Raw genomic sequence first — 14,509 nt, 5'->3', positions numbered from 1 at the left:
AGATGAAAAATAAATCCCTGTTAGCATCATTTGCTATAGCAGCGCTACTAGTTGCAGGTTGCAGTAATAAAATCTTGAAATCTCCTGTTTCATATTCTAAAGAAAATGTTTTAGAGACTAAAGTAGATTCAGTTCTCCGATTGATGACTCTCGAAGAAAAAGTGGGGCAACTCAACCAGTACAATGGTTTTTGGGATATTACAGGTCCAACGCCAAAAGTAGGTCAGGCAGCAAAAAAATACGAGGACTTGAAAAAAGGATTAGTCGGGTCGATGCTGAATGTAAAAGGAGTTAAGGATGTTAAAGCGTTACAAAAAATAGCGGTTGAACAAACCCGCTTAGGGATTCCATTGATTTTTGGATTTGATGTTATTCACGGTTATAAAACGATTAGCCCTATTCCGCTGGCTGAAGCCGCAAGTTGGGATTTAGAAGCGATAAAAAAATCAGCTGCAATAGCCGCTGAAGAAGCCGCTGCCGTGGGACTAAACTGGACTTTTGCGCCTATGGTTGATGTTGCCCGAGATGCCCGTTGGGGTCGTGTGATGGAAGGTGCTGGTGAGGATCCATTTTTAGGTAGTAAAATTGCTGTTGCTCGTGTCCAGGGTTTTCAAGGGGAAGATTTAGCCGCTGTAAATACTATTTTGGCTTGCGCCAAACATTTTGCAGGTTATGCTTTTGCCGAATCAGGAAGAGATTATAATACAGTTGATATAAGCGAAACCGTGTTGCAAAACACTATTTTTCCGACTTTTAAAGCGGCTGTTGATGCTGGCGTTCGAACATTTATGAACTCATTTAATGAATTGAATGGCATTCCTGCAACAGGTAATAGCTATTTGCAACGAGAAGTCTTAAAAGGAGATTGGAAATTTGATGGTTTTGTAGTGTCTGATTGGGGGTCTATCAACGAAATGATTCCACATGGTTATGCGAAAGATAGTAAACAAGCTGCTGAAATAGCTATTAATGCAGGTTCCGACATGGATATGGAATCCAGTGCGTATGTGGAACATTTAGTGGCGTTGGTTAAAGAAGGCAAAGTCAAAGAAAGTGTTATTGATGATGCGGCAAGACGTATTTTGAAAGTAAAATTCGAATTGGGTTTATTTGACGATCCTTATAAATACTGTGATGAAAATCGCGAATTGGCAACCGTTGGAAAAGCAGAATTTCATGAAGGAGTTCTGGATATGGCCAAAAAGTCAATTGTACTTTTGAAAAACGAAAAGGACTTATTGCCTCTTAAAAAATCAGGTCAAAAAATTGCATTAATCGGTGGTTTGGCAAATGATAAAACAAGTCCTTTAGGAAGTTGGAGAATCGCTGCTGATGATAATACAGCCATATCAGTTTTGGAAGGATTGCAAAAATATCCCGGGAATCAGCTTACTTATACCAAAGGAGCTGATGTAACAGAAGGAAGAACGCAATTCGTTTGGGAAACCAAAATAAATATGACGGACAAAAGTGGATTTGCTGAAGCGATATCCGTTGCAAAACAAGCGGACGTAGTAGTTATGGTTTTAGGAGAACATGGTTTGCAATCAGGTGAAGGTAGGAGTAGAGCTGATATTGGTTTGCCAGGTGTGCAACAAGAATTATTAGAAGCTGTATACAAAGTCAATCCAAATGTGGTATTGGTTTTAAATAACGGTCGCCCATTAGCGATTCCTTGGGCTGATGAAAATATTCCGGCTATTGTTGAAGGATGGCATTTAGGAACACAAAGCGGTAACGCTATTGCTCAGGTTTTGTACGGTGATTACAACCCAAGTGGGAAATTACCAATGACTTTTCCTAGAAATGTGGGTCAGATTCCTATTTATTACAATTATAAAAATACGGGAAGACCAGTAATGAATGAACCTGAAAGTGTGTTTTGGTCGCATTACATTGATGAAAAAAATACGCCTTTATACCCTTTTGGTCACGGTCTAAGTTACTCTAAATTTGAATATTCCGATTTGCAATTCTCATCCAAAACATTTGCTAAAAAAGGTAAAATTGAAGTTTCTGTAAATTTAAAAAATACAGGGAAAGTTACCGGAAAAGAAGTGGTTCAATTGTATATTAGAGATTTGATAGGAAGTATCACCCGTCCGGTTAAAGAGTTAAAAGGATTTGAAATGATAGAATTGCAACCTAACGAGACCAAAAAAGTGGTATTTACAATTGATGAAAAAACAATCGAATATTTTACAGCTAATAGAAAATGGGAAGCAGAAGTTGGAGACTTTAAAGTATTCATCGGAGGCAGTTCAGTAACAAAGTTGGAAGGTGATTTTCAATATTCTAATTAAAATAAAATGAAAAAAATACTAGTACTATTACTTGTGGTTAATTTTTCTTTTGCGCAACAGAACAAACGAAAACTGGTTTGGGAGGAAAATTTCAGCGGTAAAACGTTAAACGAAAAGAGTTGGAATTTTGAACTTGGCGATGGTTGTCCTAATTGCGGTTGGGGAAATAACGAACGACAATTGTACACGAAACAAAATCATAAGCTTGCAAAAAATAAATTGGTCATTACAGGTAAAAAAGAAGGTGATAAATACACTTCGACACGAATCACTACCAAAGGCAAAAAAGAGTTTCAATACGGCCGTTTCGAGGCGAGAGCAAAGCTGCCTGTAGGTCAAGGTGTATGGCCTGCTTTGTGGATGTTAGGTTCTAATATCAGTGAAGTCGGTTGGCCAAAATGCGGTGAAATAGATATTTTAGAATATGTTGGTAAAGAACCCAATATGGTTTTTACATCTTTGCACACGCAGGACAGCCATGGAAATACTATCAATACAAAGAAAACGAGATTTGATGATATTGAGGAAGGTTTTCATATTTATGCTATGGATTGGACCAAAGACAAGATTGATTTTTTTGTGGATGATACTTTAGTCTACACGTTTGCGCCTGAAAATAAAACAGAGGCAATTTGGCCTTTCAATCAGCCATTCTATATTATTGTGAATATGGCCATCGGAGGAAATTTTGGTGGTCCTGAAGTGGACGATACAATTCTTCCGCAGGATTTTACAGTGGATTATATTAAAGTCTATCAATAATTGATAAAAATCATCTAAAAAGATTGCAACTAAAATAAGGTTTGATTCTAATCAATTAATAATCAAGTCTTATTTTGGTTCTTTTATTTTTAAGAATTCCTTGACATAAAATTTACTGTGTTAAGTAAAGGCATACTATTTGTATTGTTAATGTAAAAAAAGAAGAAAAATTTTAACAAATTTTATTTTTGATATGTTAATTTTTATTAATTTTACTTGCATGTTAAAATAATAATTGGTTAAATTTGAAAACTTAACAACTTAAACACTTTTTAGCCTATAATAGAAAACTACTTTTTAGAGAAAAATCTCGAATTTTAATTAACAACTAAAAAGTATTATTATGGTTAATATACAACTTCCAGACGCGTCATTAGTTAAGGAATATGTCGCAGGTAATGAGGATGCCTTAGCTAAACTAATAAAAAGGCACGAATCAAAAATCTACGGATTTATTTATTCCAAAATCCCAGATCGAGATATAACCAACGATATTTTTCAAGATACCTTTATCAAAGTTATAAAAACTTTGAAATCAAACTCTTATAATGAAGAAGGTAAATTCTTACCATGGGTAATGCGTATTTCTCATAATCTGGTAGTGGATCATTATCGAAAAACAAAAAAAATGCCTATGTTCAGAGAAACAGAGGAGTTTTCTATTTTTTCAATAATGTCTGATGATTCGTTGACTATAGAAAATAAAATCATAGCGGACCAAGTCCAAATGGATTTACAAAAACTAATAGAAGAACTTCCAGCCGATCAAAAAGAAGTTTTGGTCATGCGTATGTACCAAGATATGAGTTTTAAGGAAATATCAGAGTCTACCGGAGTGAGCATTAATACTGCCTTAGGGAGAATGCGTTACGCTTTGATGAATTTGAGAAAAGTAATTGATAAACACCAAATTGTTTTAACCAATTAACAATATCTTGAAAGTTGCTGCGTTGTAATAGAAAACAAAAAGGTATTACTTTATGGCAAAAACTTACTCAAAAAAATCATTAGTTTCCCAAACGATGAAACCAAGTAAAGAAACAATTTCTTTTTTATTAGGCTATTCCAAAGCACTAAGCATAATAAAAATACACGATAAAAGTTTCGAAATTATATCGAATTAGGACTAACTTGATTGAAAAAAAAATCACTTTTCAATTGTAACCAACTTAAAAATCCCACCGTATTCCAAATGGAATCGGTGGGATTTTTTATTTTTTGCTACTTTGCTTTTTGAGATAAGTATCAAGTACAGTTTTGCGACCAATAGTTTTGGTAATCACATCTTTTTCTAAATCCCAGCCACGAGCTGGAGAATATTCCCTCCCGTACCAAATAATCTGTAGGTGTAAATCATTCCATATTTCCTCGGGAAAAATACGTTTCGCATCTTTCTCCGTTTGCACTACGTTTTTTCCATTGGTCAAATTCCAGCGGTACATCAATCTATGAATGTGAGTATCAACAGGAAATGCAGGAACTCCAAACGCCTGAGACATTACCACACTCGCTGTTTTATGTCCCACAGCCGGCAGTTCTTCTAAATACTCAAAACTTTGAGGCACTTTTCCACCATGTTTGTCAATTAGTATATGAGATAATCCATGAATTCCTTTCGATTTCATTGGCGATAGACCGCAAGGTCGAATGATTGCTTTAATTTCCTCCACTGACATTTTAATCATATCGTATGGATTATCTGCCTTGTCAAAAAGCAAAGGGGTAACTTGATTTACACGCACATCCGTGCACTGTGCCGATAACAAAACGGCAATTAATAAGGTGTAAGGATCTTTGTGATCCAGCGGAATAGGGATCGTTGGATATAATTCTTTTAACGTATTTATAACAAAAGTTACACGTTCTTGCTTATTCATTTTTGTATTTTTATACGTGTAAAAATAGTGTAATTTTTAGTATGTGCCTAATCCAGCTGTACATTGCAAGTCCTCCTTCAAAAAACTTTTTTTCTAAGGTCATAAATGAGCTTCCTGCCGGTCGCTCTATATTACCAAGAAAAAATAGTTTTTTTTAGTCTGGGCTTTACATTGCCATCTGGGGCAGTAAATAGTGTATAGAGGTGTACTTCGATACATTTGAGAGTAGTACTTTCAATTAAAATTAATAGAAATAGCATTAGTAAAAATAGCTAAGTTTTAAAAAGCAATAGCAATGTTGCGAACTTTACGGTTAACAAACAAACAAAATTATGACAACATTAAAAAAAGGCGATAAAGCCCCTGATTTCTCTGCCTTGGATCAGGATGGAAAAGCACATCAATTAGCCGATTACGCTGGAAAAAAACTCGTAGTTTTCTTTTACCCGAAAGCAAGTACACCTGGATGTACAGCAGAAGCTTGTGATTTAAGAGATAATTTTGAGCGTTTTCAAGCTAATAATTATGCTTTGTTGGGTGTAAGCGCTGATTCAGCCAAAGCGCAAGCCAAGTTTAAGGACAAGTACGAATTTCCTTTTCCCTTACTAACCGATGAAGATAAATCCGTTATTCAGGCTTTTGGGGTTTGGGGTCCCAAAAAATTTATGGGGAAAGAATATGATGGAATCAACAGAACCACTTTTGTAATAGACGAAAACGGAATTATTGATGAGGTTATCGAAAAAGTAAAAACTAAAGAACACGCTGCGCAAATATTAAAGTAAATCTTTAGTAGTAAAAAAATAAACCTCTTTTAGAATCTAATTCTCAAATATTTCAAAATTAAAATAGACAGAAACAAACATAAATATTTGTTACTGTCTATCTAAAATAATAAAATACATATAAATACAAAATCCTTGACTGTTTACACAATCAAGGATTTTGTATTTAAACTATAATAAAGGTATTAATTAGTTTCTTTCAAAACTTTATTTGGATCATAGCCAAAGAGTTGGTGTTCTTTTATTATTTCGGCAATACCAGAAGGAAGCATGGTTTCCCAGCCCATTTTGCCTTGATTGATCATGTTTAAAACTTCACGGGAGAACACTTCTAAAATAGAAGGATCATAATCATTTATATCAACTACTTTCCCATTGAACTTAAAGAATTTATACAGTTCTTTCATTCTAGGATGTACCTTCAAGTTTTCTGAGGTAATTATTTCACCGTTTTCACCAATCATTGGATACAAGAACACCTTCATATCGCGATAAAATAATTTACCAAAAGCTTCTAGTATTCCACCACTTAAATGACGGTAATATTTCTCGTCAAAAATATCCACCAAATTATTCACACCCATGGCTAATCCCATTCTTGCCTTGGTATAATTAGCAAAATATTCTACTACTTTATAGTATTCTTGAAAGTTCGAAATCATAACTGTTTGCCCAAGAGAGCAGAGTAACTCCGCTCGATCCATAAAATCTCTTTCATCGATTTCTCCATCAGAACGAAGGTTTGACAGCGTGATTTCAAAAATTACAAGTGTATTTTCTTTATTTACCTTGTTTTCATTCAGAAACATTTTCAATGATTTCTCATACATATCCATGTTAACCTTTGTCACCGGACGAAAACTTCCACGGAAAGCAAGAATATTTTTTTTGTACAAGATGGCTGCTGGAAGAATGTTCTTGCCGTCAGGATTAAACATTACTGCATCAGTCATGCCATTTTTAACAAGTTGCAGACTCATCAAACGATTATCAACATCGGCAAAACGAGGACCTGAGAAGTTGATCGTATCTATTTCTAATTGATCTTTATCTAGATGATCATACAAATAACGCAATAAGCGTTTTGGATCGTTGTATTTGTAATACGCTCCATAAATTAAGTTTACTCCAAGAATTCCGAGGGTTTCTTGTTGTAAACGAACATCCGTTTCTTTAAAACGAATGTGGAGTATAATTTCGTTATAATCCTCGTCAGGCTCAATTTGATAACTAATACCTACCCAACCATGGCCTTTGAATTGTTTGGCAAAGTCTATTGTGGCAACGGTATTGGCATAACTAAAAAACATTTTATTGGGATGTTTTTCTCGGCTCAAACGTTTTTCTATTAAATTGACCTCATGAGATAGCATTTTTTTGAGTCGGCTTTCAGTAACATATCGGCCGTCTTCTTCAATGCCATAAACGGCATCACTAAAGTCTTTGTCATAAGCTGACATAGCTTTTGCAATTGTTCCAGAAGATCCACCAGATCTAAAAAAATGTCTTACAGTTTCCTGTCCAGCTCCAATCTCTGCAAAAGTACCGTAGATATTTTCATTTAAATTGATACGTAGTGCTTTATCTTTTATTGAAGGGATTTGTTCGATGATTCGATCACCTTTTAATTTTATTTCTGTATCCATTTTCTTCTAATATGGCTAATTTTTTTCAAAGTTAATGAAATAGGTTTCTAATGAAAGATAATTAACCCTATTTTTGTAAATAAAATCAAGAAATTTGAAGGTATATTTTTTAGGAACTGGTACGTCACAAGGGATTCCTGTCATTGGGAGCAATCATCCTGTATGTAAAAGCACTGATAGTAAAGACAAAAGACTCCGTGTTTCTGTTTGGATTTCGTGGGGTAATTATTCTTATGTAATTGATTGCGGACCTGATTTTAGACAACAAATGCTTTTTTCACATTGCCAGAAGGTTGATGGGATTTTATTTACCCATGAACATTCAGATCACACGGCAGGAATTGATGATATACGGCCATTTAATTTTAAGCAAGGGGAAATACCAATTTATGCGCATCAAAGAGTCATTGATAATCTGAGAAGACGCTTTGAGTATGTTTTTGAAACCGTTAATAAGTATCCTGGAGCGCCGTCTATAGAAACCATTGAAGTGATTAATAATAAGTCCTTCTCAATTGGAAATAAAACCATAATTCCCGTTAATGTGATGCATGGAAATCTTCAAGTTTTTGGTTACAGAATAGACGATTTTGCTTATTTAACAGATGTCAAAACGATTGAAGATAGCGAAATTTTAAAGCTTAAAAATTTAAAAGTATTGGTTATAAATGCTTTACGAGAAGAACCACATGATACGCATTTCAATTTGAAAGAAGCACTAGATTTTATAACTTTGGTCCAGCCTGAAAAGGCCTATATCACACACATAAGTCATATTATGGGATTTCATGAAGAGGTGCAAAAAAATCTTCCAAAAAATGTTTTCCTAGCCTATGATAATTTAGAAATTACACTATAATACCAGTCCAAATGAAAAAATCATTATTTCTCTATTTATCTATTCTTGCCGTGCTTTTTGCTGTGTTTACTTATTCTTTCTTGGGTAGCGAGGTCAAATTTGAACGAGAAAGGTACAAAAAAACAACTACTAAGCTGCGGGACAGTATCAATTTGTTAACTACTAAATTAGCAGATGCCAACTATTTTTCTTTGGAAAAAAATGAAAATGCTCAAAATTATTTTGATTCGGGAAGTTCAGAAAAGATGATTCAATACGAGAAATTAATTCCTGTTGTTACTGAAAAATTATTGGATTTAAACGCCAATCCAAAAGGAAATCCTTACACAGGACAAGATCAAATAGGTGCGAATAAATTTATCATCAATAAAGTAAAAGTCTTGAATCACCGATGGATTATCGCAGATTTTAGTGATGGGGATATTTGGGGGGAAGTTTTATTGAAGTACTTTGTCAATGAAGATGAAAGTATATCTTTTGAAGTAAATCAGTCTTTGTTATACCAGAAACAAAAATAGCCAATAGGTTAATCGGAGAAAAATCCTTTACTTAAGATTATTCGACATTCGATTATCTCCTTTCTGAGGATTTGTATCAGGTTTTATTTGGCCATTTTAATTTTCAATCGCAGATAGTTCACTTAGTGAAACTGCGATTGAAAATTATTTATTTAAGATCCACAAGCCAACTTTTGAAATCATAAAAATTTTGCGGAGCCACTCCATGGCCTATTGGATACTCCTTGTACGTTATGTCAATTCCTAAATTTTCTAATATTACAGGTGTTTTCTTGGCCCAAGCTACGGGGATAACTTGGTCTGAAGTACCGTGCGAAGCAAATATTTTTAAATTGTTAAAATTATTTTTAAGGTAATCATCGCTAACAATTTCTAAATTTAAATAGCCGCTCATAGCCACTACTTTCTGTACCTTTTCTGGATAGGAGAGGGCAACAGCATAACTTAAAATCGATCCTTGACTAAAGCCAATTAAAGTTACTTTTTCAGGATCAATTGGATAGGTTTGAATTAATTCGTCAATAAATCCTGCAATTAAATCTCTGGAAACTTTAGCTTGATCGTGGTCGGAAAACTTATTTTGGTCTGCATCAAAATTGATATCGTACCAGGCATAGCTACCATGTTGCATGTTGTACGGTGCGCGGGCTGAAATTATATAATATTCATCAGGAAGCTCATCTGCAAATGAAAATAAATCAGCTTCGTTGCTGCCGTAACCATGCAGTAGAAGCAAAAGTGGGTTTTTATCTAATATTACTTTGGGCTCGCGTATTTTATATTCTAAAGATAAATTCATTTTTATTTATTGTTTTAAGAATCTTTATCAAAGTTTTAAAAAGTGATAAGGATAAAGTACTTTGAAATTAAATTTAGGATATGTTGGATAACCATTTTTGAAAATAAGCTCCTAGTAAGGGAACAGGCTTTGTTTCACCTTTTATGGCGCTGGTAATCCCATAAGACCATAGAACTAGTACAAAAATCCACATGGGTGCTGAAATCATTAAACTATCAAAATTACTGATGATAAGTCCTAGTGATATAAATGTTAAAGTGAGTCCGAGTCCTTGTCTAATGTGGAAGGACGCAAAGGCATTTTTATCTTCTGAATTCATAGACATGGCTATAAAAACGCCAATTCCTAAAATATAACTCGTTATAGCAGCTGTTTTTCCTGATTCAGTGGTAGTATTATTATTCATTTTTTTATGCTAAAATTAATTTTGCTTGATTCACAATCCCATATACTTTTCCTTTTATTTTTGTTCCTAAAAATGCAGAATTTTTAGATTTTGAAAGGATTGCTGTTTTTGTAAAAATACTTTTTGGTTCTGGATTAAATAAGGTCATGTTTGCTTTTGAACCTTCATCTATAGTTTGCATTTCAATACCAAATGATGTTTTCCCGGCGGTCAATTTCTCAATTACAATTTCTAATGGCAAGACAGTCATCAACGCACCAAAAGCGCTTTCTAGTCCTATTGTTCCATTTTTGGCTCCATCAAATTCCATTTTTTTATGCTCAATATCCATTGGGTTATGATCGGAGGTAATCATGTCAATCGTTCCATCTTTTATCGCTTTTAGTAATGCATTTCTATCCGTTTCCGTTCGAAGCGGCGGTGAAACTTTATATCTAGTATCAAAACCTTCTAATTTTTCATCTGTCAACACTAAATGATGCACGGCAACACTGCACGTTACCTGCAGACCATTGGCTTTTGCATCTTTGATTAATTGAGCGGATTTTTTAGTAGAAATCGTAGGTATATGTAACCTCCCACCAGTGTATTCTAAAAGGAATAAATTTCTTGCGATTTGTAATTCTTCGGCAAGGTTTGGAATTCCTTTTAATCCTAATCGAGTAGAAACAATGCCTTCATTTGCCACTCCATTTCCTTTTATATTTTCGTCTTGGGAAAAAGCTACAATTAATCCATCAAAATCCTGAACGTATTGCAATGCGATTTTTAGCAAATTAGCATTGTCTAGACTTTTATTGTAATCTCCAAAAGCGATGGCACCTGCTTTTTTCATGTCGTATAATTCGGCCATGTCTTTTCCGGTACTTTCTTTGCTTAAAGCGCCAATGGGATAAAGTTGTGTTGCACATCCTAATGCTTTATTTAATACAAAATTTACTTGGGACTGATTGTCAATAATAGGGAAGGAGTTGGGTTGTAGCGCTATTGCTGTAAAACCACTTTTAGCTGCTACGGTAAGCCCATTTACTATCGTTTCTCGGTCTTCAAAACCCGGTTCTCCTAGGCAAACACTAGAATCAAACCAACCTTGAGAAACATGCAAATTATCAAGTTGTATCTCTTCGGCATTTTCAGAATTTGAAAGCGAGGTTCCTATTTTTTTTATAAAACCATCAACAATTAAAATATCTACTGTCTTATTGTGAAAAGGACTTTTTGAATCGATAATTTTGGCGCTTCTGATGATAAATTTCATAAGTTTATTTTAATTATTTGAACTTCGTTAACTATTTTACGAATCTTATAATTGCCATTTCTGCAATGAGAAATAACAGTGCAAAGATAACAAACCATTTCCAGATTTGATTATCCGTTCGATCAGATTGTAGTGTATCAAAAAACGATTGTATGGATTCAGTTGTTTTAAAGTCGGAGAAATTGCTTTGATTGGCTGAAGCCAAATCACTTTCGGTTCTGCCATAATTAAAACTTATGTTTTCAATCCATTGTTTTTTGCGGAGGATTATAAAATTACCCGCCTGTTTAGGAAAATCATTGAAAGTCATTTTAACTTTGTTTGTCAGGATTTGTTGCAGAGGAATAAATTCTTCATCGGAACCTTGTACCGTCAAAATTGCGTCTTTATCCAAGGATACTTCAGTCCAATGAGGGGTGTTATTTCCTATAATCAAAGCATCAATACCATTATTTTGATTGTTCGTTGCCATTTTATAAAAAGTAGGGACAATAAGCGGAGATTGTTGAAAATTTGAGTTCTCAAGAGAAATCGGAGCTGCAAAGACGGCTACTTTACCGCTTGAATTGTTGGTTGAAGTCAAAAAAATGCTTTGATCTTCATAGGATAAAATAGCTGGATTTGAACTCGTTAAAGAAAACGATTTTTTTGTTTTAGGATATTGAAAATTAATTACTTTTTTCTCGAAAACACTATTGTAAATGGGATGATTGAAGTTGATTTTTGTAATTTGTTTTTCGTTATTCTCTAGCGTATTAAATTTCAGGGACCCAAAATTGGATGCAAAAGAATTCAGATTTGTGATGGAACCTTCTGCCGAAGGAATCAGAATTAAATTCCCGCCTTTTTGTACAAAAGATTTTAAAGTGGTTGTTAAAGCTTGGGGGATTTCATCTAATTCATTTAATACAACAGCATCTTGATCCTCTAGTTTGTTATAATCCAAGGAGCTTAAAGTATAGGTGTCGAAATTGAATTCTTCTGCAGTATAAATCCGAGAAAGGAAATTGTTTTTCGCCGGTTCGCCAATGCTGATAACATTTGTTTTTTTTATTTTTGAAATACTAAAATAATAGGTGTTATCATAAATCAAGCCATTGTCAATAATTGAAACATAGCCATGAAAAGCTTGTTTTGGAATGGTGAAATTAATACGTTTTTTGGATGTATCCAGTGGTACTGTCGTTTTTGCAATAAGCGTATTATTGTTGTATAACGAAACTGGAATGGGATCGAAATCTCCACCATATCCGCTTAGTTGGATACTTATCTCATAAAAATCATCAAGTGTTTTATCGATGAAAACGCTATCAATGGAAACGTTGTTTTTTTGCTCTGCCTTTGGGATGATAAAAATAGGGACATCTTTTAACGCGACATTTTTCAATTGTTTTTGATCAAGTCCAATTCCGTCGGTAATGATTATGATATCCTTTTTATAAGAACTTTTATGGGCTTTTAATTGGGCTAGGATATTGTCCAACTGAAAAGGAAAGGCGCTGTGTTTTAAATTTTGTAAAGTAGTTCGAATCGACTTAATATCTGTATTCCAATAATTTTCTGCATAAGTAAGCAAAGAGAAATTTTTGTTTTCAGGGGTTTCTTCCAGCAAATCTTGGACCGCTCGTTTTAGTAGCTCTCCTTTTTTACCTTTGGCTTGCATGCTAAAGGAATTATCCAAAATGATATACAATTCATTGTTGGCATTTTTATTGTCTTTGGATTCAAAGAAAGGTTGTGTAAAAGCAATGATAAGACAAAATAGCAACAATAAACGGCACGCAAGAACCAACCATTTCTTAATTTTAGAGCTTTTTCTAGTTTCAATAGAAAGTGCTTTTAAGAAGCGAACATTGGTAAAATATTCTTTTTTGAAACGACGTAATTGAAACAAATGAACCACTATTGGTATGATCAACGCGAACAGAAAGTATAGAATTTCGGGATGTTTAAAATGCATTCTGTGGTTAAGTTTACTTCACTAGATTTTATTTTCAACGGTGTTCATTGAATTTTCTGAGTCAAAAATACAAATTTGTTGACAGTTTTAAGTGAAGATGTTATAATTTTTCAAAGCAAGAAACAATTGACATTCATTATAAATATAATATGTATTTTAGCTTTTAAATAAAATTTACAAACATGAGAAATTCGTTTGCTGTAGTTCTTTTAATTTTAATTTTTTCGAGTGTTCAAGCACAAAAAAATAAATGGAATTTATTGGTTGGAACCTATACCCAAAGTTGTGATAGTAAAGGAATTTATGTTTATGAATTTGATTCAAGAACAGGTGATTTCAGTTTTAAAAATGCTACTGAAAAGGTGATAAATCCAAGTTATTTGTCGGTTTCAAACGATAATAATTTTGTGTATTCCGTAAATGAATTTGGAGCTGAAAGTACAGTAAGTTCTTTTCGTTATAATTCAACAAGCGGAAAATTAGCATTAATCAACAAGCAAAGTTCAAAGGGAGCTGATCCATGTTACATTATCAATGATGAAAAAAATGTGATAGTTGCTAATTATTCTGGCGGGACTATTTCCGTTTTTGGTAAAAATTATGATGGAAGTCTTGCTGAAGCAAAGCAAGTAATCCAGCATTACGGAAAAGGAAGTAATACACAAAGACAAGAAGGTCCGCACGTACACATGGTTCATTATTCACCAGATCAAAAGTTTGTCTTGTCCAATGATTTAGGGAATGACAAAGTGTATTCTTATGCCTATAATCCTAATGCTGAACAAACTCTTTTAGAGCTGAAAGATAGTGTTTCATTACAATCGGGAAGTGGACCCAGACATTTGACATTCAGTAAAAATGGAAAGTTTGTCTATTTATTACAGGAACTTGATGGCGCCTTAACGGTATTTAGTTATTCCAAGGGTATATTGACAAAGATTGATGAAACCACTATTTTAGCTAAAGATTTCAAAGGAAAATTTAGTTCTGCGGATATTCATATTTCTCCGGATGGGAAGTTTTTATATGCTTCTAATCGTGGTGAAGCCAATAACATAACAATTTTTAAAATTCTTAAAAGCGGAAAATTACTATTGAAAGGCCAAACTAGCACGCTGGGAAAAGGACCCAGAAATTTCGCAATTGATCCAACTGGGAATTTCCTTTTGGTAGCACATCAATATACAAATGATATTGTAATTTTTAAAAGAAATAAAACTACTGGAGCTCTAATGGATAGTGGAAAAAAGATTGCTTTGTGTTCTCCGGTTTGTTTAGTTTTTACAAAGATTTAAAACTATAAATTCAAGAAAAAAGGGTTGAAAAATGATTTCCA

Annotated in this window: 14 protein-coding genes; 8 read left to right on the top strand and 6 right to left on the bottom strand. The window is 33.8% G+C overall.

The genetic code is table 11. The features are described 5' to 3' along the window. Positions 1 to 2 precede the first annotated feature (2 nt). The 4 genes from bglX to BLS90_RS16825 all read left to right on the top strand — a co-directional run bounded on the left by bglX (position 3) and on the right by BLS90_RS16825 (position 4,189). Positions 3 to 2,303, top strand: coding sequence for a beta-glucosidase BglX (bglX, locus tag BLS90_RS07640; RefSeq protein ID WP_091257072.1), 2,301 nt, complete (start codon positions 3 to 5; stop codon positions 2,301 to 2,303). Positions 2,304 to 2,309: 6 nt separating this feature from the next. After that, positions 2,310 to 3,065: a glycoside hydrolase family 16 protein gene (locus tag BLS90_RS07635; protein WP_091257071.1), complete on the top strand. Its 756-nt coding sequence runs from the start codon at positions 2,310 to 2,312 to the stop codon at positions 3,063 to 3,065. A gap of 343 nt (positions 3,066 to 3,408) precedes the next feature. Continuing rightward, on the top strand, positions 3,409 to 3,993 hold the full coding sequence (locus BLS90_RS07630; RefSeq protein ID WP_073351656.1) for an RNA polymerase sigma factor: 585 nt from the start codon (positions 3,409 to 3,411) through the stop codon (positions 3,991 to 3,993). 52 nt (positions 3,994 to 4,045) lie between these two features. Beyond that, a complete protein-coding gene (locus BLS90_RS16825) occupies positions 4,046 to 4,189 on the top strand; it encodes a hypothetical protein (RefSeq protein ID WP_175455445.1) in 144 nt (47 codons plus the stop codon). Between the two features lie 87 nt (positions 4,190 to 4,276). Here BLS90_RS16825 and BLS90_RS07625 read toward each other — a convergent pair whose 3' ends face one another. Continuing rightward, positions 4,277 to 4,942, bottom strand: a complete 666-nt coding sequence (locus BLS90_RS07625) for an endonuclease III domain-containing protein (protein ID WP_091257070.1) — start codon at positions 4,940 to 4,942, stop codon at positions 4,277 to 4,279. A gap of 332 nt (positions 4,943 to 5,274) precedes the next feature. Here BLS90_RS07625 and bcp point away from each other — a divergent pair, with 332 nt between their 5' ends. After that, positions 5,275 to 5,727 carry a thioredoxin-dependent thiol peroxidase gene (bcp, locus tag BLS90_RS07620; RefSeq protein WP_091257069.1) on the top strand — a complete coding sequence of 151 codons (453 nt, stop codon included), beginning with the start codon at positions 5,275 to 5,277 and terminating at the stop codon, positions 5,725 to 5,727. Positions 5,728 to 5,912: 185 nt separating this feature from the next. On the opposite strand, the gene BLS90_RS07615 is transcribed toward bcp, so the two are convergent. Further along, positions 5,913 to 7,373 carry a TonB-dependent receptor gene (locus BLS90_RS07615; RefSeq protein WP_091257068.1) on the bottom strand — a complete coding sequence of 487 codons (1,461 nt, stop codon included), beginning with the start codon at positions 7,371 to 7,373 and terminating at the stop codon, positions 5,913 to 5,915. A gap of 94 nt (positions 7,374 to 7,467) precedes the next feature. Between BLS90_RS07615 and BLS90_RS07610 the strand changes: the two genes are divergently transcribed. Together BLS90_RS07610 and BLS90_RS07605 are read left to right on the top strand one after the other, a co-directional pair. After that, positions 7,468 to 8,232: an MBL fold metallo-hydrolase gene (locus BLS90_RS07610; RefSeq protein ID WP_091257067.1), complete on the top strand. Its 765-nt coding sequence runs from the start codon at positions 7,468 to 7,470 to the stop codon at positions 8,230 to 8,232. A gap of 11 nt (positions 8,233 to 8,243) precedes the next feature. Next, positions 8,244 to 8,750: a hypothetical protein gene (locus BLS90_RS07605; RefSeq protein ID WP_091257066.1), complete on the top strand. Its 507-nt coding sequence runs from the start codon at positions 8,244 to 8,246 to the stop codon at positions 8,748 to 8,750. Positions 8,751 to 8,898: 148 nt separating this feature from the next. Here the strand turns inward: BLS90_RS07605 and BLS90_RS07600 are convergent, their stop codons facing one another. The 4 genes from BLS90_RS07600 to BLS90_RS07585 form a co-directional block, all read right to left on the bottom strand. Beyond that, positions 8,899 to 9,549 carry an alpha/beta hydrolase gene (locus BLS90_RS07600; RefSeq protein WP_091257065.1) on the bottom strand — a complete coding sequence of 217 codons (651 nt, stop codon included), beginning with the start codon at positions 9,547 to 9,549 and terminating at the stop codon, positions 8,899 to 8,901. A 73-nt stretch (positions 9,550 to 9,622) separates the two neighbouring features. Continuing rightward, positions 9,623 to 9,955 (bottom strand): hypothetical protein, encoded by a 333-nt coding sequence (locus tag BLS90_RS07595; RefSeq protein WP_091257064.1) that lies wholly within the window; start codon positions 9,953 to 9,955, stop codon positions 9,623 to 9,625. Positions 9,956 to 9,959: 4 nt separating this feature from the next. After that, positions 9,960 to 11,213 carry a dihydroorotase gene (locus BLS90_RS07590; RefSeq protein WP_091257063.1) on the bottom strand — a complete coding sequence of 418 codons (1,254 nt, stop codon included), beginning with the start codon at positions 11,211 to 11,213 and terminating at the stop codon, positions 9,960 to 9,962. A 31-nt stretch (positions 11,214 to 11,244) separates the two neighbouring features. Next, positions 11,245 to 13,173 carry a vWA domain-containing protein gene (locus tag BLS90_RS07585; protein ID WP_091257062.1) on the bottom strand — a complete coding sequence of 643 codons (1,929 nt, stop codon included), beginning with the start codon at positions 13,171 to 13,173 and terminating at the stop codon, positions 11,245 to 11,247. Positions 13,174 to 13,355: 182 nt separating this feature from the next. Here BLS90_RS07585 and BLS90_RS07580 point away from each other — a divergent pair, with 182 nt between their 5' ends. Continuing rightward, the gene (locus BLS90_RS07580; protein WP_091257061.1) at positions 13,356 to 14,468 is read left to right on the top strand and encodes a lactonase family protein; all 1,113 of its coding nucleotides are present in this window, start codon (positions 13,356 to 13,358) and stop codon (positions 14,466 to 14,468) included. Positions 14,469 to 14,509 lie beyond the last annotated feature (41 nt).

Origin of the sequence: Flavobacterium omnivorum, from assembly GCF_900099915.1 — a bacterium.
Lineage (GTDB): Bacteria > Bacteroidota > Bacteroidia > Flavobacteriales > Flavobacteriaceae > Flavobacterium > Flavobacterium omnivorum.
The sequence above is the reverse complement of the archived record's forward strand: the minus strand, read 5'-3'. Positions and strand labels throughout refer to the sequence as shown.

Coding starts and splice junctions, on each gene's coding strand:
- bglX (WP_091257072.1), top strand. CDS start 3: ATGAAAAATAAATCCCTGTTAGCATCATTTGCTATAGCAGCGCTACTA.
- BLS90_RS07635 (WP_091257071.1), top strand. CDS start 2,310: ATGAAAAAAATACTAGTACTATTACTTGTGGTTAATTTTTCTTTTGCG.
- BLS90_RS07630 (WP_073351656.1), top strand. CDS start 3,409: ATGGTTAATATACAACTTCCAGACGCGTCATTAGTTAAGGAATATGTC.
- BLS90_RS16825 (WP_175455445.1), top strand. CDS start 4,046: ATGGCAAAAACTTACTCAAAAAAATCATTAGTTTCCCAAACGATGAAA.
- BLS90_RS07625 (WP_091257070.1), bottom strand. CDS start 4,942: ATGAATAAGCAAGAACGTGTAACTTTTGTTATAAATACGTTAAAAGAA.
- bcp (WP_091257069.1), top strand. CDS start 5,275: ATGACAACATTAAAAAAAGGCGATAAAGCCCCTGATTTCTCTGCCTTG.
- BLS90_RS07615 (WP_091257068.1), bottom strand. CDS start 7,373: ATGGATACAGAAATAAAATTAAAAGGTGATCGAATCATCGAACAAATC.
- BLS90_RS07605 (WP_091257066.1), top strand. CDS start 8,244: ATGAAAAAATCATTATTTCTCTATTTATCTATTCTTGCCGTGCTTTTT.
- BLS90_RS07600 (WP_091257065.1), bottom strand. CDS start 9,549: ATGAATTTATCTTTAGAATATAAAATACGCGAGCCCAAAGTAATATTA.
- BLS90_RS07595 (WP_091257064.1), bottom strand. CDS start 9,955: ATGAATAATAATACTACCACTGAATCAGGAAAAACAGCTGCTATAACG.
- BLS90_RS07590 (WP_091257063.1), bottom strand. CDS start 11,213: ATGAAATTTATCATCAGAAGCGCCAAAATTATCGATTCAAAAAGTCCT.
- BLS90_RS07585 (WP_091257062.1), bottom strand. CDS start 13,173: ATGCATTTTAAACATCCCGAAATTCTATACTTTCTGTTCGCGTTGATC.
- BLS90_RS07580 (WP_091257061.1), top strand. CDS start 13,356: ATGAGAAATTCGTTTGCTGTAGTTCTTTTAATTTTAATTTTTTCGAGT.